Origin of the sequence: Pseudomonas cedrina subsp. cedrina (assembly GCF_001983175.1) — a bacterium.
In the GTDB taxonomy this organism is placed as follows: domain Bacteria; phylum Pseudomonadota; class Gammaproteobacteria; order Pseudomonadales; family Pseudomonadaceae; genus Aquipseudomonas; species Aquipseudomonas cedrina.
On the sequence record NZ_MNPW01000008.1, the window covers coordinates 46,290 to 63,492 of the forward strand.

Consider the following 17,203-nt stretch of genomic DNA (forward strand, 5'->3'; position numbering starts at 1 on the left):
GGAGCTGGCTTGCCTGCGATAGCAATGTACCTGTCAACACACCCTCAAGCCGGTGTCTTCTTCACCCGCAACGCCTTCGCCTTCGCCTCCACCCCCAGGTACATCACCAGCGCAATCAGCAGCGGCAAAATAAAGTAGATCGCCCGGTACGCAATCAACCCGGCCAGCAAACTGCCCCGCGACGCTTCGTGCTGCAACAACGCAATAAACACCGCTTCCAACACGCCGAGCCCGGCCGGGATATGCGTGAGCACCCCGGCAATCGCGCTGATCAGCAACACCCCCAGCACCAGTGGGTAGTCCAGTTTGGACGGCAGCAGGGTGAAGATCACCGCCGCCATCAGCGACCAGTTCAACGCGCCCAACATTAACTGCAAACATGCCATGCGTAGCGACGGCAGGTTGATTTCCATGCCGCGAATGGTCCACGCACGCTTTCTCGAAAACTGGCACGCCGCCAGGTAACCCAGGCTGGCCAGCACCAGCAACGCGCCGATGCCTTGCAAGGCCGTGGTGCTGACCTTCCAGCCCGGCGGCATGGTGACCAGGCCGCTGCTGAAAATCACCCCCGAGATGGCCATGTAGCCGAACCAATTGGTGGCCAGGCTCAGGCCGAGGATCTTGGCGATATTGCCGGTGCTCACCCCCAGCCGCGAATACAGCCGATAGCGCATGGCAATACCGCCGACCCACGCACTCAGGTTGAGGTTGAACGCATAGCTGATGATCCCCACCGGCAGGATCTGTTTCCACCTCAGGTTCTGGCGAATGTAGGTGCGGCCGATCAAGTCGAAGCTGGCGTACACCAGAAAGCTGCACAGCGTCAGAGCACCCGCGATCAGAAGGGTGCGCACCTTGAATTCGCCCAGGGTCTGCAGCACTTCGCTCCAATCGATGCGCCGCGCGAGCATCGTGAACAGTACGATCAGCAGCAGGAAGAAGACGACAGTCAGCGGTTTCTTCCAGCGCTGGAACCGCGAGCCTTTGGTTTCAGACGTCATGGGGCTGGGCCTCAAAGGGTTTCAATCGTGGCTTGTGCGCAGGCAGCCAGCCGGTCAGCACAGGGAAGTGACGCATCACATGGAACACCAGAAAACCTACGGTCAGACGCCACAGCCACAGGCGTGGCTTGCGCTTTTCCGGCATGGTCTGGCAATGATTCCTGGCCAGGGCTTCCAGGCTGTCATAAAGCTGTTGATTGAAGCCACGGTCACGAATCAACACGTTAGCTTCCAGGTTCAGCGCCAGGCTCAGTGGGTCGAGATTGCTCGAACCCACGGTGCTCCAGTCGTCATCCACCAGCGCCACTTTGCCGTGCAGCGGGCGTTGGCAGTATTCATGAATCACCACGCCATCCTTGAGCAAATAGTCGTAGAGCATGCGTGCCGCCAGTTTGGCCAGCAGCACGTCGGGCTGGCCCTGCATGATCAGTTGCACGTGCACGCCACGGCGCGCGGCGTTGCGGATCTCGCGCAACAGGCGGTAGCCGGGGAAGAAGTAGGCATTGGCAATCACCGCGCGCTTTCGCGCCTTGCTCAATGCGTGGATATACGCCTCTTCGATGTCGTCGCGATGCTGCAGGTTGTCGCGATAGATCAGGCGCACCAGGCCGTCGCCTTGCTCGCTCGACCAAGCCGAAGGCCGTTGCTGGCGCCGCCGCCAGCCGCGTCGCGTGCGCACCTGGCGCCCGCTTTGCGCCAAGGCGAAATGATGCAGGTCGGCCACCACCGGCCCCGTCACTTGCACGGCGTAATCCTGCTTGGCTTCGGGGCCAAAATCGCCCAGGTGATCGGCGGAAAAATTGATCCCGCCGATAAACCCCACGCTGGCGTCCACCACCACGATCTTGCGGTGCAGGCGACGAAACCAGTTGGTGCGAATGCCCAGGGTCTTGGACGCGGGGTCAAACATCTGCACCATCACGCCGGCTTCGGCCAGCTCACGCAGGAACGACGGGCTCAGCTCGCCGCAGCCAAAACCGTCAAGGCTTGCCACCACCTTCACGCCCCGCTGCGCCGCCTCGATCAGGATGCCTTTGAGCTCGTAGCCAACCTTGTCTTCAAAGAGGATGAAGGTTTCCAGCAGAATCTCGCGCTGGGCCTGGCGCATGGCCTCGAACACCCTGGGAAAGTACGCCTCGCCGTTCTCCAGCAACTCGATCTGGTTGCCGCTCTGCCAGCCGTAATCCACGTCACGGGCCTTGGTTTCATCCGGCGGCTGGTCGGTGGAAATGTGTTCTACCGCGACGTTCATAGCTCGACCTCCACCGACAGCGGCACATGATCGGATAAATGGGACCAGGGGCGCGTGTTCAAGACCCTGGGGTTATGGGCTGTCAGGTTGCGTACGTAAATGCGATCCAGCGCCAGCAATGGCAAGCGCGCCGGAAAGGTGCGCGCGAGTTTGCCGTCGGCTTCGAAAAACACTTCCCTCAGGCCGCTCTGGCTCAGGTCGGCGCGCTGGCGCCAGTCGTTGAAATCGCCAGCCACCACCAGTGGCGCATCGGCCGGAATCTCGCTGATACGTTGCTCCAGCAGGCGCAATTGTTGCTGGCGATGCACCTCGCGCAAGCCCAGGTGCATGCAGATCGCGTGCACTTCCTGGCCGGTGCTCGGCAGGCGCAGCACGCAATGCAGCAGGCCACGGTTTTCGTGGCCGCTTTGGGAAATGTCGAGGTTGTCGTAGCTCACAATCTGGAATTTTGACATCAGCGCATTGCCGTGGTCGCCGTGGGGGTAGACGGCATTGCGCCCATAGGCGAATTGCGGCCAGATACTGTCAGCGAGGAACTCGTACTGCGGCATTTTCGGCCAGTCGCTGTAGCGCTGCGGATGGCGTTCGTGGGTACCGTGGATTTCCTGCAGGAACACGATATCGGCGCCCACGCTGCGCACCGCTTCGCGTAACTCAGGCAGGATGAAACGTCGGTTCAGCGCGGTGAAGCCTTTATGGATATTCACCGTCAGCACCGTAAAGCGCTTGATGGCGGTGGTGGGCGCGGTGGGCGCCAATTCCGGATGGGTCATGGCAATACCCCCGGCGCAGGCAGTTTTCCGGGCTCGGTGGCGAGGTGTTTATCCAGCTCGAAACGCTGTAGCAATTGGCGTGCATCAAACGGCGCACGCACCTTGATGTCATTGTCGAAAAAGCAGAACACGTCCCGCTGTTTGCGGGCGCGGGGCTTGTGCTGCGGGTCGGCCAGCTTGGCGTCCGCAGGTTGCTTGCCCTGGCTCCAACGCTCGATGCGATCGCCCCAGCGCTTGAGGGCTTCGTCACTATAGCCACTGGCGTACAGCTCCTTGTCGCCGTGCAGGCGCAGGTACATGAAGTTGGCGGTGACATCTTCCAGGTACGGCCATTTGCTGGCGGTATCTGCCACCACGAGTGCCACTCCATACTTGTCCAGCATCTGCACGAATTCCGGGACGGAAAAACTCTGATGGCGGATCTCCACCGCGTGGCGCAGCGCGCGCTTGCCATGGGCTTGCATGCTCGCCTTGCCGTTCAGACGCGGTTCATGCTGACGGGCGAGGGCGGCGGCCTGTTGGGTGTCGGTGGGCAGTTCCTGCAGAAAGGCTTCGAACAGCGGCGGGTCGAACTTGAAGCTGGGCGGGAACTGCCAAAGGATCGGGCCGAGCTTTTCCTTCAGCTCCAGTACCCCGGAAGCGAAAAAATTGGCCATCGGCGCATGCACGTCCCTTAAGCGCAGGATGTGGGTGATGTAGCGCGGCGCCTTGACGCTGAACACAAAACCTTCGGGCGTGTCGGCGTACCACTCGGCGTAGCGCTTGGGGGTTTGCAGCGCATAGAACGAGCCATTGATCTCGATGCTGTTGACGGCGCGTGACGCAAACTGCAACTCGCGTTTCTGGGTCAGCCCTTCGGGGTAGAAGTCCCCGCGCCAGGGCGTGTAGCGCCAGCCGGAAATGCCGATGTGAATCGCCGCCATGAATGCTCCCGTCAAAAAGGGTCGGTTGACCTCCGTTTTTGGATGACTGCGGTAGGCGTCTGAAAGTTTCGCGCTTCCTACAGACGGCACTTTCTCGGGAACGATCAGGCATCAAACCCGTCAGTTCCTTACAGAACCTTTTGCGGGAGCTCGGTGTGTTGCTGAATCTAAAGACTGCATTACTGCTGGGTGCGCTGCTGTTTTGCGGCAGTGGCGCCCTGCAAGCGGCGGCGACCGCGCCAGAGCCTGACGCGCCGGCCAAGCCGGAATTGCTGGTGGAAGGCGGATTGCTGGGGGCCATCAGTTCCAGCATTGATGACGTGCAGCAAAAGCTGGACCTCAATCAGGGCCTTGTTGATCAATGGCGCCTGCGCGCGGATCGGGCGGCGGATGAGGTGGGGCGCCTGGTCGACCAGACCGCTGCGCGTTCGCCCTGGAGCGTGGCGGGCGACTTCCTGCTGCTGTCGGGCGTGTGGGTTGGCGCTTTTGTGGGGTTGACCTTGCTCGGGCGATTTATCGTACAGCGCCTGGGGCGTCGAACCTTCTTTGAAAAACGCGAACGCTTGCTGGCGGTGCTCGGGTATGTGGTGCCCTACACGATCCCTGCGCTGGTGTGCCTGCCGCTGACGCTTTACGTCAGCCACTTTCTTCCGACCTCCGTGGGCCGCGCGCTGGCGCTGTGTTTTGCCTACGCCACCAGCAGCGGCATCTTTTCCACCTCGATGCTGCTCTGCGTGATTGTCATGTTCAACGTCGGCCACAAGCGCCCGGCGGTGCAGATCATTCGCAGCTACTGCCCCAAACCGCTGTTCCTGATCGGCTTTCTCGCGGCCTTAAGCGATGCCCTGACCAGCCCGCAGATCGCCCGCCAGTTGGGCGGCAATATCACCAGTAGCATCGCGGTGTTCACCGGGCTGTTTGCCGCGGTGATCTTCGGCGTGCTGGTGGTGCGCCTGCGCCGCCCGGTGGCCCATCTGATCCGTAACCGGCCATTGGCCCAACGCCTCAAACACCCGGCGTTGCAGCAATCGCTGCGTGTGTTTTCCGGGCTGTGGTACTGGCCGATTCTGTTGATGGTGCTGGTCTCGGCGATCAACCTGATCGGCGCCGGTGACGATAACCAGAAAGCGCTGCGCTGCGCGTTGTTCACCACCATCCTGCTGATCGGCACCGTGTTCCTGAGCACTGTGCTGCAGCACCTGTTCAAGTCGCGCAGCCAGGTGGCGATCCAACGCAGCAGTGCCTACAAGGAACGCTTCCTCAGCCTGTTGCATGCGATCCTGCGCATTGTCATGGCCGTTGCGTTCATTGAAGTGCTCGGACGGATCTGGGGCGTGTCGCTGTTCGAGTTCGCCGAGCGCAACTCCATTGGCCGGGCGATCAGCGACTCTCTCAGCAGCATCGGCCTGATCCTGCTGATGACCTGGTTGTTCTGGGTGGTGCTCGACACCGCGATCCAGGAAGCGCTGAAGCCGCCCGTGAACAAACGCTCCAGCCGCCAGCCCAGCACGCGAATCAAGACCATCCTGCCGCTGCTGCGCAATGCGGTGAAGATCATCCTGGTGGTGATCTGCGCAATCACCACCATGGCCAACCTCGGCATCAACGTCGCACCGCTGCTGGCCGGCGCCGGGGTGGTGGGCCTGGCGATTGGTTTCGGTTCCCAGCAGTTGGTGCAGGACGTGATCACCGGCCTGTTCATCATCATCGAAGACACGCTGTCGATCGGCGACTGGGTGGTGCTCGACTCCGGCCACGCCGGCACCGTCGAAGGCCTGACCATCCGCACCCTGCGCCTGCGCGACGGCAAGGGCTTTGTGCACTCGGTGCCGTTCGGGCAGATCAAGGCCGTCACCAACCAATCGCGGCAGTTTGCCTATGCGTTTTTCTCAGTGCAGTTCACCTATGACACCGACGTGGACAAGGCTGTGGAACTGATCCAGGAGGCCGGGCAGTCGATCCGTGATGACGTGTTCCTCAAGTACAACCTGCAAGGCCCGCTGGAGGTGTTTGGCGTCGACAAGATGGATTTGAACGGCGTGGTGCTGACGGCGCAGTTCCGTACGGTGTCGGGCGGGCAATACGCGGTGAGTCGTGCGTTTAACCAGCGGTTGAAGAAGCTTGTGGATAACTGTGACGAGGTGCACTTTGCGCAGACTTATCCACAGCAGGTGCTGTTGCCCAAGCGGATGGCGCAGGTTGATGAACCGGATGCTGAGATACCGGCTTCGGTGGTACTGACTGAGCAGCCCAGGCCGCAATAGTTGTGCCGACAGTACCGGCCTCATCGCAGGCAAGCCAGCTCCCACATTTGGAATGCAATCTCCTGTGGGAGCCGGGCTTGCCCGCGATTGGGCCAGCAAGGTCAATACAGGTTTCAATGCCTGATCAGCTTCTCCTGCACCGCCAACTGATCCGCCTCCAGTAACACCTGCTGCTTGCCGGCCACCATCACCGCCGCAGGCACTCCATCCCTGTACACGATCCGGTTGCCACTCAGTGCAGGTACCTTGGTCCCTGGCAACAAGGTGCCCACCAGATTCAACGGATCAGCCCCACACACCGCAATCAAACTCCCATCATGGGGCCGACGCCGCACTTCTCGCAGCAACGCAATCGCCTCCGGCAGCGCAAACTGTTCCCCCGCCAAGCCGCTGACAAAGCGCCCGCCGCGGATGTCCCCGCGCGCTTCCAGGCGATGGAAGGTGCGCAACAACTCGCGCCAGCTCGGCAACCAATCCGCCTCGCGCTCCAGCAAGCGCCAGAACACCACGCCATAACGGCGCAGCAGCGTCATCGCCACATGCTCCAGGGTTTCGGCCGAATGCGGGCCGGCGGCGGTTGCTGAACGCCGCACCAGGGCCCAGCGCCCGGCGTCGTCCATGCCGCCGATAAACGCACCGCGCCCGCGCCGACTGCTGCGCGCCTGGCGTTTGCTCGCTGGGGTGGTCAGCGCGCGCAGCCCGGCGAAGCTGTCAGCGTTTACCAGCCCGGCGCCCACCAATTCCTGCAGGGCGGTTTCCAGCTCGCTGCGCAGCAAGTGGGCTTCGTGCACCAGCTCATCGAAAAACAAGGCGCCTTGATCGCGCAGGGCTTGATGCACCTTCTGCGCCTTGGGCGACAGCGTTGCGATGTCGGTGAGTTCGGTCAATCCGCTCCACAATCCCACCTGGCTACGTGGCAGCAACACCACCGGCGTGCTGCGCAAGGCCATGGCGCCGGCCTTGTTGCTCAAGCGCGTCCACACCAGCTTGCCGCTGCGGCACAGTTCATCCAGCCAGGTGGACGAATAATCCTTGAGCCGCGCACTGAGCAGGTCACTGTCCCAGGCGGAGGTGGCGGCGGCATAACCTTCGAACTGGCCGACGATCTGCGCCAACATCACGCTGCCCTGGCCGCGGGTGCCGTCGGACAGGTGCTGCCAATCGAACAAAAAACGCATGAAATCCTGCAACGCCACCGGCTCGATTTCGCGGCGCAGACGCTTGATCGTGTACCGGTGGATGCGCGCCAGCAGGTGACGTTCGCACCATTGCGCTTCGGTGGCGTCGGGGCTGAAATGGCCGCGCAGCACGTAGCCTTCCTGTTCCAGGCGGGCCAGCGCTTGAGTGATAACCGCCGCTGGCAACGCGAGCGGTGTGGCGATTTCGGTCAACGTCACCGGGCCGAACCCACCGAGGCGCGCGCGCAGCACTTCCACCACGGCCTCATCAAAGGTCCAGGGTTCATCGAAACCGGGCAGCAGTGGCAAGTTGTCGGGGTAGATCGCCTGCAAACAGCCCAGGCGCTCGACCGCGACCCACACGCCGCTGTGCAACTGATAGGCGCGGCCACCCTTGGCCAGGGCGTCGAGCCACTCGCGCCACTGCGCGGTGACTTCGGCGTCGGCGATGCACGCCAGGCTCATCAGCGCCTCATGCATTTCATCCACGCCGTTGGGCGCCGGCCACGCTTCTTCGCGCACTCCTGCGATGGCATCGACATCCAGGGCGCCGAGGTCGTCGGTGCTCTGCGGGTCGCTCCAGCGTCGGTTGAACACCGCCTGGGTGCGGCGTTCTTCCAGTGGCGCGTCGTCGAGAAAGGTATAGGGCCGCGCGCTGAGAATTTCCGCAGCCATGGGCGAGGGCGCCGGCAGGTCGCGGCTGATCAGGCGCACCTCGCCGCGCTCCATGCGCCGCAGCAGGGCCAACCAGGCGTCGCTGTCCATGGCTTCGTGCAGGCAATCGTCGAGGGTCTGCTCGATCAACGGATGGTCCGGGACTTCGCGTTCGCCGGCGAGGTTTTCCAGGCAGGCGATCTGGTCGGGAAACACACTGGCGATCAGATCTTCGCTTTTCATGCGCTGGATCTGCGGCGCCACCTTGCGCCCGCCGGTATAACGCGGCAGTGCCAGGGCCACACCGGCATTCCAGCGCCAGCGCACGCCGAACAGCGGCGCATCCAGCACCGCCTGGATCAGGATGTGCTCGGCGCTGTTGCTGTTGAGGTAACGCCACACCTCGTCCAGCTCGAAACTGTGGCTGGTGGACAGCGACAGCACGATGGCATTTTCGCTGGCCGCCGCCTGCAATTCGAAATTGAAGGTGCGGCAAAACCGCTTGCGCAGCGCCAGGCCCCAGGCGCGGTTGACGCGGCTGCCGAACGGCGTGTGGATGATCAATTGGGTGCCGCCGGACGCGTCGAAGAAGCGTTCCATGATCAACGTGTCCTGGGACGGCAACGCGCTCAGGGCCAGGCGAGTGCGCGCCAGGTAATCGAGGATTTGTTCGGCGCTGGCGTGGTTCAGGCGCAGGGTGTCGGTGAGCCAGTCCAATGCGGGTTGCAAGTCGCCGGGCGTGGCGCTGAGCAGCGCGTCCAGCAGGCCCTGCAGACGCGCCACCGCCGCCGACAATTCGTTGCTGCGCCCCGGCGCTTCACCGAGCCAGAACGGGATGGTCGGGGGCTGGCCATGGGCGTCTTCGACCCGCACTTTGCCGGCTTCGACCCGCAGGATCCGGTACGACGTGTTGCCCAGCTGGAAGATATCCCCGGCGATGCTTTCCACCGCGAAGTCTTCGTTGACGCTGCCGATGTTCAGGCTCTGGGGTTCGAGCAACACGCTGTAGTCGGCGTTATCGGGAATGGTGCCGCCGCTGGTCACGGCGGTGAGTTTGGCGCCTCGGCGGCCGCGCAGCGTGCGGGTGAGGGCGTCACGGTGCAGGTAGGCGCTGCGGATGCCCTGGCGCCCGTTGTAGCCGTCGGCGAGCATCTGCAACAACGCCTGGTAGTGATGCTCATCCAGCTCGGCATAGGGCGCGGCGCGGTGGATCAGCGCCAGCAACGCCTGTTCCGACCATTCCTGGGCGCTGACTTCGGCAATGATCTGCTGGGCCAGTACGTCCAGCGGCGCGACTGGTATGTGCAGGGTGTCCAATTCGCCCCGGCGCACGCAGTCGAGCAGCGCGGCGCATTCGATCAAGTCGTCGCGGGTGGTGGCGAACAGCCTACCCTTGGGCGTGCCGCCGACCTGGTGCCCGGAACGTCCGACTCTTTGCAAAAAACCATTGATCGAGCCGGGCGAGCCGATCTGGCAGACCAGGTCCACATCGCCGATATCAATCCCCAGCTCCAGGGATGCGGTGGCGATCAGCACCTGCAGCTCGCCAGCCTTGAGGCGCTGTTCGGCATCCAGGCGCATCTCCTTGGCCAGGCTGCCATGGTGGGCGGCCACCGCAGTTTTACCCAGACGCTCGCTCAAATGCCGGGCCAGGCGTTCGGCCAGGCGGCGGGTGTTGACGAACACCAATGTGGTGCGGTGTTCGCGGGCCAAGTCGGCGAGGCGGTCATAGACCAGCGCCCACACATCGTTGGCCATGACCGCCGAGAGCGGCACCGGCGGCACCTCGATACCCAGGTCGCGGGGGCGGGCGTGGCCGATGTCGACAATCGCGCAATCGCGGCCGCTGCCCACCAGGAACCGCGACACCGCCTCGATGGGCTTTTGCGTGGCCGACAGGCCGATGCGCGTCAGCGGTTCACTGCACAGCCCCTGCAGGCGCTCCAGGCTTAACGCCAAATGGCTGCCGCGTTTACCGGCGGCGATGGCGTGGATCTCGTCGACGATCACCGTGCGTGTGCTGGCGAGCATCTGCCGGCCGGAGTCCGAGCCCAGCAGCACGTAGAGCGATTCCGGAGTGGTCACCAGGATGTGCGGCGCTCGCTTGCGCATCTGGGCACGGTCTTTTTGCGGCGTGTCGCCGGTGCGCACGGCGGTGCGGATCGCCAGCGGCGGCAGGCCCAGGCGCTGCAGGTGCTCGGTGATCCCGGCCAGCGGGTTTTGCAGGTTGATCTGGATATCGTTGGACAGCGCCTTGAGCGGCGACACATAGACCACCAGGGTTTCATCCGGCAGTTGCCCGCCGTTGGCCAGGCCCTGATGGACCAAGTCATCGAGCACCGCCAGGAAAGCCGTCAGTGTCTTGCCGGAGCCGGTGGGCGCGGCGATGAGTGTCGATTGGCGTTGGCGGATCAGTGGCCATGCCTGGGCCTGGGCGCCTGTCACCGAAGGGAAGGTGCTGGCAAACCAGGCGCTGACGGCGGGGTGGAAGCCGTTCAAGGCGCTGTCGGTGGATTCGGGTCGGTTCATGTAGTGATTGATACTGCCCGATCCAACAAGTTGCAATCGCGCAGTTTATCCGTGACGGTTGCGCTACAAACCCGCAAAATGCAACGATTCTGACAAATACCTGAACTACCTTCGTTCCACACTGACCGGGCCTGCTCAATCTATGCGAATGCGCCTTATGTTACTGGGCGGCGGGAATGCCCTCGGGCAGGCGCTGATTCGCCTGGGTGCAGAGGAAGACATCGGTTTCCTCGCACCCAAACCGCCCCAAGACGGCTGGGATGCCGCGAGCCTCACCCAATTGCTCGACGACACCCGTCCCGATGCCTTGATCAACCTCGCCTACTATTTCGACTGGTTCCAGGCCGAAGCGGTCAGCGAAACGCGCCTGGCCTCCCAGGAATTCGCCATCGAGCGCCTGGCCGAGCTGTGCCAGCACCACAACATCACCTTGCTGCAACCCTCCAGCTACCGCGTGTTCGATGGCTCCCGCGCCACCGCCTACAGCGAAAAGGACGAGCCGGTGCCTCTGGGCCTGCGCGGCCAGGCGTTGTGGCGAATCGAGCAGAGCGTGCGCGCCACGTGCCCGCAACATGTGCTGCTACGGTTTGGCTGGTTGCTGGATGACAGTGTTGACGGAACGCTCGGGCGCTTCCTGGCACGGGCCGAGAAACCGGACGAATTGCTGATGGCGGACGACCGTCGCGGCAACCCGACGCCGGTGGACGATGCCGCGCGGGTGATCATCTCGGTGCTCAAGCAACTCGATTGCGCTGCGCCGTTGTGGGGCACCTATCACTATGCCGGCCAGGAGGCGACCACACCGTTGGCGCTGGGCCAGGCGATCCTCACCGAAGCGCGCACCTTTCACCCGCTGGCGATCGAATCCCCCACGGCCCAGGCCCACGCGGCCCGGCCGGATGCCGGTGAAGAACCGCAACACGCGGTGCTCGCCTGCAAGAAAATCCTCCACACGTTCGGCATCAAGCCACGGGCGTGGCGGGCAGGGCTGCCGGCGTTATTGGACCGCTTCTATCGCCATAGCTGACACACCAAAAAAACCCCATGTGGCAGCTGGCTTGTGTGGGAGCTGGCTTGCCTGCGATGCAGACACCTCGGTGTGTCAGCTAGACCGAGGTGATGCTATCGCAGGCAAGCCAGCTCCCACATAAAGCTCACTCCCACATGGGGGTTGTGGTGTTGGTTGGCGTCGGGTCAGAACTTATAGCCAATCCCCACCATGTAAACCATCGGGTCCACGTCCACATTGACCTTGGCGCGAGTGCCCGGCGCCACGCCGTTGTTTTCAACGGTGGCCTTGGTGCTGATGTCGATGTAGCGCGCCTGGGCGTTGATCATCCACTTGTCGTTGATCATGTAGTCCGCGCCGATCTGCGCGGCCCAGCCCCAGGAGTTTTCAGCCTTGAAGTTGCTGAAGCCGGCGCCTTGGGCGCGGCTGCCGACGTGTTCGTCGTAGATCCAGGTGTAGTTGATACCGGCGCCCACATAGGGTTGGAAGGCCGACTTGTTGTCCAGCGGGTAGTAGACAACGCTCAAGGTCGGCGGCAGGTGTTTGAGGGTGCCGAGCTTGCCGTTGGCCGGGCTCAGTGCGGTGCCCTTGATCTTCACATCGTGCTCGAACGGTGTAGCGGCCAGCAGTTCGATACCGACGTGGTTGGTCAGCATGTAGGCGAAGTTCAGGCCCAGTTGGGTGTCGCTGCTCATGGTCGCCTTGCCGCCCAGGTTGGTGCCCGCCAAGGGGCCCTGGTCGACTTTGACGTGGCCGCTGTCCGCCTTCGGGTTCACCGTAATTGCACCGGCGCGAACCAGAATGTCGCCCGCTTCGTGAGCGTGTGCGACAGGGGCGACGAGGGCGAGCGCGAAAAGGGACGCGCCAAGCAGAGACTTGTTCATGGGAGCTCCAAAGGACGTTTAAAAGTTGTACGTCCAATGGTAAAGATCGTTCCGCCCGGTCTTTTGACTCAGCTCAATGAAAGCTTCATCAGCTCTATTCCGGCAGCTCATACATGTAAATCTTCTCGGCCTCCATCTGGTAACCGGCGTCGGCCAGTTCGCTGCTCGACGGCTTGACCTGCATCGCGCCTTCGATCCAGTACGGCTGATACAGCTCATCAAGCTTCACGCCGACTTCGCTGGTGACATGCACGATCTGGTTGGAAGGTGGCGGCGGCACATGGATGCAGGCGCCGAAATACGGCACCAGCAAAAACTCGGTGGTGCGGCCGTTCTCGCCGACTTCCAATGGCACGATATAACCCGGCAGGCGGATGTGCTTGCCGTCAAGGGCCGGCACCACGGGCGCGTGGGGCATTTCCTGCTTGGCCGCCGGCGCCGATTCCAGCGCATCGGCCATGCCGGACAAATTGTGCAGCGGCTGCATGTTCGGTACTTCCGGCTCGGCGTCCGGCGGGATCAGCTCCGACCAGGTCAGCTCTTTGGGCTCGGCGGCCCAGGCGGGCAGGGCGATCAGCAGCAACAGGGCAAACAGGGCACGGCGCATCGAAACCTTCCTCATAAACGGATGGACAGGCCATCGGCCAAAGACTGCCGGTAGGCGCGCCACGCGGGCACGCTGCCCATCAACAGCGCGGCGGCCAGGATACCGGCGAGCAGCGTCCATTCATATTCGCTGGGCCACGACATCGGCAGGTCCAGCCCATAGTTGGCCTGCAAATACCCGCGCGAGGCGGCGATGCACACGTAGAGCAGGCCCACGCCCGCGACCACGCCGGACAACGCCAGGGCGAACGCTTCGAAGATCAGCAACGTCGCGATATGCCACGGGCGGGCACCCACCGAACGCAGGATCGCCATTTCGCGGCGGCGCTCGTTGAGGCTGGTGAGGATCGCCGTGAGCATGCCGATCAAACCGGTGAGCACCACGAACAGCGAGATCACGAACAGCGCCTTTTCAGCCGTGCCCATCATGCTCCACAACTCTTGCAGCGCCACGCCGGGCAGAATCGCCAGCATCGGCTCGCCACGGAATTCGTTGATCTCCCGTTGCAGGGCGAAGGTGGAAATTTTGTTGTTCAGGCCCAGCATGAACGCAGTGATGGCCTGCGGCGTGAGGTCCATATTGCGCGCCTGGTCGGCGCTGATCCGGCCTTTGCCCTGGGCCGGCACGCCGTTGTGCCAGTCGATATGGATCGCTTCCATGCCGCCCAGGCTGATATGCAGTGTGCGGTCCACCGGTGTGCCGGTGCGCTTGAGAATGCCGACCACGGTGAAAGGTTTGTCATCGTGTTTGACCAGGCTGACCACCGCCACGCCATGGGCCAGCACCAGTTTGTCGCCGAGCTTGTAATGCAGCGCGTCGGCCACTTCGGCGCCAAGCACCACTTCGAACGGGTCGGTGGCAAAGGCGCGGCCGCTGGCCAGTTCGAGGTTCTGCTTGCGGCCGTACTGGTAGTGTTCGAAGTAGGACGCGTTGGTGCCCATGACGCGGTAGCCGCGATGGGAGTCGCCGAGGGAAATCGGGATGGCCCACTTTACTTGGGGGTTGGCGGCGAAATGTTCGTAGCTGTCCCAGCGGATGTTGTTGGTGGCGTTGCCGATGCGAAACACCGAGTACAGCAGCAGGTTCACCGAGCCCGAGCGGGCACCGACGATCAGGTCGGTGCCGCTGATGGTGCTGGCGAAACTGTTGCGCGCCTCAACGCGCACGCGCTCCACCGCCAGCAACAGGCACACCGACAGGGCGATGGCGAAGGCGGTGAGGATCGCGGTAAAGCGGCGGTTAGCCAGGCTGGCCATGGCTAGACGGAACAGATACATCTCAAACCTCTGCGGGCGTGGCGGCGCGATTGAGTTCGGCCAGCGACAGGTTGCGGTCGAACAGGGCGGCCAGGCTTTGGTCATGGCTGACAAACAACAGGCTGGCGCCCGCGTCGCGGCACTCGGCGAACAACAGCTGAAGGAAGGCTTCGCGGGCGTCGTAGTCCAGGGCCGAGGTGGGTTCGTCGGCGATCACCAGTTCCGGTTGACCGATGAGTGCGCGGGCGGCGGCCACCCGTTGTTGCTGGCCGATGGACAGCGAGTCGGCGCGGCGTTCCAGCAGGTTTTTGTCGTTCAAACCCAGATGCGCCAGCAAGGTCGCGGCGGCCCGGTCGACACTGCCGTGGCGCTGCTTTGCCCGTTGCGCGCGCAGTTTGGAAAAATGGCACGGCAACTCGACGTTTTCCCGAACCGACAAGAACGGCAGCAGGTTGAACTGCTGGAAGATATAGCCGGTGTGGTCGACACGGAAACGGTCGCGGGCCCCGGCCGAGAGTTCGGTCAATTCCTGGCCCAGCAGGTGAATGCTGCCCCGGCTGGGTTTCTGCACACCGCCGAGCAGGCCCAGCAGCGTGGTTTTGCCGCTGCCGCTGGGGCCCTTGAGGAACAGGGTTTCGCCCGCTCCCAGGCGGAACGCGGGAATGTCCAGCAACTGCGGGTGACCGGGCCAGTTGAAGCCCAGGTCAGACAGTTCGATTAAGGCATGAGTCATGGGGAATCAATGTCACCGTTTTAGGACTTGACGCCGATCCTCTGCGGGAGCTGGCTCGCCTGCGATAGCATCACCTCGGTATCACTGATACACCGAGGTGCCTGTATCGCAGGCAAGCCAGCTCCCACATTGACCGCATTTGCACATCAGAATTTGAGGGTGGCCGCTTTGGCCGTCGCATCAACACCCTGCTGACCGCTCGGGCCGATCAGTTGTACCTGAATTTTCTGGGTGGCGGGGAAGGTCTTGAACACCTGGGTCAGGTCAAGATTGCTCAGGGCCGTCGGCGTGGCGCAGGTGAACTGGTAGTGAGCGTGGATTTCGCTGTGGTCGTGATGATGTTCGTGGGCGGCGTCTTTGGCGTCGTGATCATCGTCGTCGTCATGGTCGGCTTCAGGCTTGTCGCCGAACAATGGGCTGTTGAGTTCCTGGGAGCTGACCACGCAACCGGCGGCTTTGGGCAGGTTGAACAAGGCCGCCGGGTTCTCCAACTGTTTGCGCGCGGCGGCGACCTTGGCTTTGTCGGCGGCGCTGGTAGCCACGTGCTCAAAGCCCACCAGGTTCATCGCCGGGCTGTCCAGCTCAAGCTCCAGGGCCTGGCCATCGAGCACGGCGTTGAGTCGCCCGACGCCGTGCTCGTGGGCGCCGAGGCTGCCGTGTTCATGGTCGTGATCGTGGTCGTGTTCATCGGCCGCATGGGCAATGGCCAGTGGCAGCAGGGCAAACGGCAAAGCAAGCAGCAGACGACGCATGGGAAAGCTCCAGGACATGAAAGTTTTGTTATGTGATCTTATAACAAATGGTGTCGAGAGTTTGACCGCCCGCTTGGCGTTGCGCAAGCCACATGGGAGCATGCCGGTCAGAAAAAAGTGCAGGAGTAGGGCGATGTTGCGAATTCGTGGAACCGTCGGCGACCTGCCGGTGGACTTGACCCTGGAGTTGGACGACGGCGACTGGGCGCGACTGGGCGCGCAATTGCAGGCAACGCCCGTGCCCGGCACGGCCGCCGCGCCAGTGGCGCCGGTCAAGCACAATGATGACCTCTGGCAGAACGCCCAGGACCTGCTGCGCAAGGCCGGGCAACTCAGCGGCCTTGAGCTGCTCGACCAACTGGAAGGCTTGACCGGTGACGCCTCGGCGGGCAAACGCCTGCTGGTGCGCCTGCGCCACAGCGCCCAGGTGAAAGTGGCCAGCGGCGGGGATACGCCGCTGTACAGCTGGATCGGCGATTAGTACAGCGCGGCAAACATCTTGCGACGGTACACGCTCACCAGTGGGTGATCGTTGCCCAGCAGTTCGAATACCTGCAGCAAGGTTTTGTGCGGCAGGCCTTCGCTGTAGCCGCGGTTGCGGATAAACAGTTTGAGCAACCCTTCCAGCGCTGCATCGTACTGCTGACGCGCCAGTTGCTGAATCGCCAATTGGTAGGCCGCTTCGTCGTCCTGCGCATTTTGTGCCAGGCGGCTTTTCAAGTCGGCGGCGTCCGGCAGCTCGGCGGCCTGACGCAAAAAGGTAATTTGTGCCTTGGCCCCGGCGAGGGCAGCTTTGTGGTCGTCGCTTTTTACCGCATCCAGCACGGCCTGGGCTTCGCCCAATTCACCGCGCTCGGCCAGGCAGCGCGCGTACAGGATCAACGCGGCGGCATTGGTATTGTCTTCGCCCAACAGCGCCACCAACAGCGCCTCGGCATCGCTGATGCGGCCTTCGGCAAACAACGCCTGGGCCTGCTCCAATGGATCTGCCGCGGCCGGTGGCGGCATCTGCACATGGGGTTCGAGCATCGCCCGCACCGCCGACTCCGGCTGCGCCCCGGCAAACCCGTCCACCGGCTGGCCGTCCTTGAACAGCACCACCGTCGGCAGGCTTTGGATGCCAAAGCGCGCGACGATATCCTGCTCGGCCTCGCAATCGACCTTGGCCAGCAGCAACTCTCCCTGATAACTCTCGGCGATCTGCGCCAGCATCGGCATCAACGCCTTGCACGGTGCGCACCACTCGGCCCAGAAATCCACCAGCACGGGTTTTTCGAAAGAATTCTGGATCACTGCCTGTTCGAAGTTGGCGGTGGTGACGTCGAAGATGTAGGGCGTGGGCTCACTCATGGGGAATCTCGAATAAAGCGGGAATGGGGCAACTATAA

General features: G+C 62.9%; 14 protein-coding genes. 3 read left to right on the top strand and 11 right to left on the bottom strand.

Translation table 11 applies throughout. The features are described from left to right. Nucleotides 1–44: 44 nt before the first annotated feature. From BLL36_RS17510 to BLL36_RS17525, 4 genes are read right to left on the bottom strand one after another with little or no spacing between them, the layout of a single operon-like run. The gene (locus BLL36_RS17510) at nucleotides 45–1,001 is read right to left on the bottom strand and encodes a lysylphosphatidylglycerol synthase domain-containing protein (RefSeq protein WP_076952612.1); all 957 of its coding nucleotides are present in this window, start codon (nucleotides 999–1,001) and stop codon (nucleotides 45–47) included. Beyond that, a complete protein-coding gene (clsB, locus tag BLL36_RS17515; RefSeq protein WP_076952613.1) occupies nucleotides 991–2,253 on the bottom strand; it encodes a cardiolipin synthase ClsB in 1,263 nt (420 codons plus the stop codon). The genes BLL36_RS17510 and clsB overlap by 11 nt, the downstream gene beginning before the upstream one ends. Continuing rightward, entirely contained in the window at nucleotides 2,250–3,026 is a 777-nt protein-coding gene (locus BLL36_RS17520) for an endonuclease/exonuclease/phosphatase family protein (RefSeq protein WP_076952614.1), read from the bottom strand. The genes clsB and BLL36_RS17520 overlap by 4 nt, the downstream gene beginning before the upstream one ends. Further along, nucleotides 3,023–3,949 carry a DUF72 domain-containing protein gene (locus BLL36_RS17525; RefSeq protein WP_076952615.1) on the bottom strand — a complete coding sequence of 309 codons (927 nt, stop codon included), beginning with the start codon at nucleotides 3,947–3,949 and terminating at the stop codon, nucleotides 3,023–3,025. The genes BLL36_RS17520 and BLL36_RS17525 overlap by 4 nt, the downstream gene beginning before the upstream one ends. Before the next feature lie 158 nt (nucleotides 3,950–4,107). Between BLL36_RS17525 and BLL36_RS17530 the strand changes: the two genes are divergently transcribed. Then, nucleotides 4,108–6,213, top strand: a complete 2,106-nt coding sequence (locus BLL36_RS17530; RefSeq protein ID WP_076952873.1) for a mechanosensitive ion channel family protein — start codon at nucleotides 4,108–4,110, stop codon at nucleotides 6,211–6,213. A 113-nt stretch (nucleotides 6,214–6,326) separates the two neighbouring features. Here the strand turns inward: BLL36_RS17530 and BLL36_RS17535 are convergent, their stop codons facing one another. Continuing rightward, a complete protein-coding gene (locus tag BLL36_RS17535; protein ID WP_076952616.1) occupies nucleotides 6,327–10,574 on the bottom strand; it encodes a DEAD/DEAH box helicase in 4,248 nt (1,415 codons plus the stop codon). Nucleotides 10,575–10,716: 142 nt separating this feature from the next. Between BLL36_RS17535 and BLL36_RS17540 the strand changes: the two genes are divergently transcribed. Further along, entirely contained in the window at nucleotides 10,717–11,601 is an 885-nt protein-coding gene (locus tag BLL36_RS17540; RefSeq protein WP_076952617.1) for a sugar nucleotide-binding protein, read from the top strand. 167 nt (nucleotides 11,602–11,768) lie between these two features. On the opposite strand, the gene BLL36_RS17545 is transcribed toward BLL36_RS17540, so the two are convergent. The 5 genes from BLL36_RS17545 to BLL36_RS17565 form a co-directional block, all read right to left on the bottom strand. Beyond that, nucleotides 11,769–12,467, bottom strand: a complete 699-nt coding sequence (locus tag BLL36_RS17545) for an OmpW/AlkL family protein (protein WP_016978527.1) — start codon at nucleotides 12,465–12,467, stop codon at nucleotides 11,769–11,771. 94 nt (nucleotides 12,468–12,561) lie between these two features. Beyond that, a complete protein-coding gene (locus BLL36_RS17550; protein WP_076952618.1) occupies nucleotides 12,562–13,074 on the bottom strand; it encodes a DUF3299 domain-containing protein in 513 nt (170 codons plus the stop codon). A gap of 11 nt (nucleotides 13,075–13,085) precedes the next feature. Then, complete coding sequence (locus BLL36_RS17555) at nucleotides 13,086–14,351, bottom strand: ABC transporter permease (RefSeq protein WP_076952619.1); 1,266 nt, start codon at nucleotides 14,349–14,351, stop codon at nucleotides 13,086–13,088. A gap of 1 nt (nucleotide 14,352) precedes the next feature. Continuing rightward, a complete protein-coding gene (locus tag BLL36_RS17560) occupies nucleotides 14,353–15,063 on the bottom strand; it encodes an ABC transporter ATP-binding protein (protein WP_076952620.1) in 711 nt (236 codons plus the stop codon). 146 nt (nucleotides 15,064–15,209) lie between these two features. Then, on the bottom strand, nucleotides 15,210–15,815 hold the full coding sequence (locus BLL36_RS17565) for a DUF2796 domain-containing protein (protein WP_076952621.1): 606 nt from the start codon (nucleotides 15,813–15,815) through the stop codon (nucleotides 15,210–15,212). A gap of 133 nt (nucleotides 15,816–15,948) precedes the next feature. Between BLL36_RS17565 and BLL36_RS17570 the strand changes: the two genes are divergently transcribed. Next, entirely contained in the window at nucleotides 15,949–16,296 is a 348-nt protein-coding gene (locus BLL36_RS17570; protein WP_076952622.1) for a hypothetical protein, read from the top strand. Here the strand turns inward: BLL36_RS17570 and trxA are convergent. Further along, entirely contained in the window at nucleotides 16,293–17,165 is an 873-nt protein-coding gene (gene trxA / locus BLL36_RS17575) for a thioredoxin (RefSeq protein ID WP_076952623.1), read from the bottom strand. The genes BLL36_RS17570 and trxA overlap by 4 nt on opposite strands. Nucleotides 17,166–17,203 lie beyond the last annotated feature (38 nt).

Bases quoted from the DNA above. Each gene is read 5' to 3' on its own strand.
- BLL36_RS17510 (WP_076952612.1), bottom strand. From the start codon at position 1,001: ATGACGTCTGAAACCAAAGGCTCGCGGTTCCAGCGCTGGAAGAAACCG.
- clsB (WP_076952613.1), bottom strand. From the start codon at position 2,253: ATGAACGTCGCGGTAGAACACATTTCCACCGACCAGCCGCCGGATGAA.
- BLL36_RS17520 (WP_076952614.1), bottom strand. From the start codon at position 3,026: ATGACCCATCCGGAATTGGCGCCCACCGCGCCCACCACCGCCATCAAG.
- BLL36_RS17525 (WP_076952615.1), bottom strand. From the start codon at position 3,949: ATGGCGGCGATTCACATCGGCATTTCCGGCTGGCGCTACACGCCCTGG.
- BLL36_RS17535 (WP_076952616.1), bottom strand. From the start codon at position 10,574: ATGAACCGACCCGAATCCACCGACAGCGCCTTGAACGGCTTCCACCCC.
- BLL36_RS17540 (WP_076952617.1), top strand. From the start codon at position 10,717: ATGCGAATGCGCCTTATGTTACTGGGCGGCGGGAATGCCCTCGGGCAG.
- BLL36_RS17545 (WP_016978527.1), bottom strand. From the start codon at position 12,467: ATGAACAAGTCTCTGCTTGGCGCGTCCCTTTTCGCGCTCGCCCTCGTC.
- BLL36_RS17550 (WP_076952618.1), bottom strand. From the start codon at position 13,074: ATGCGCCGTGCCCTGTTTGCCCTGTTGCTGCTGATCGCCCTGCCCGCC.
- BLL36_RS17555 (WP_076952619.1), bottom strand. From the start codon at position 14,351: ATGTATCTGTTCCGTCTAGCCATGGCCAGCCTGGCTAACCGCCGCTTT.
- BLL36_RS17560 (WP_076952620.1), bottom strand. From the start codon at position 15,063: ATGACTCATGCCTTAATCGAACTGTCTGACCTGGGCTTCAACTGGCCC.
- BLL36_RS17565 (WP_076952621.1), bottom strand. From the start codon at position 15,815: ATGCGTCGTCTGCTGCTTGCTTTGCCGTTTGCCCTGCTGCCACTGGCC.
- BLL36_RS17570 (WP_076952622.1), top strand. From the start codon at position 15,949: ATGTTGCGAATTCGTGGAACCGTCGGCGACCTGCCGGTGGACTTGACC.
- trxA (WP_076952623.1), bottom strand. From the start codon at position 17,165: ATGAGTGAGCCCACGCCCTACATCTTCGACGTCACCACCGCCAACTTC.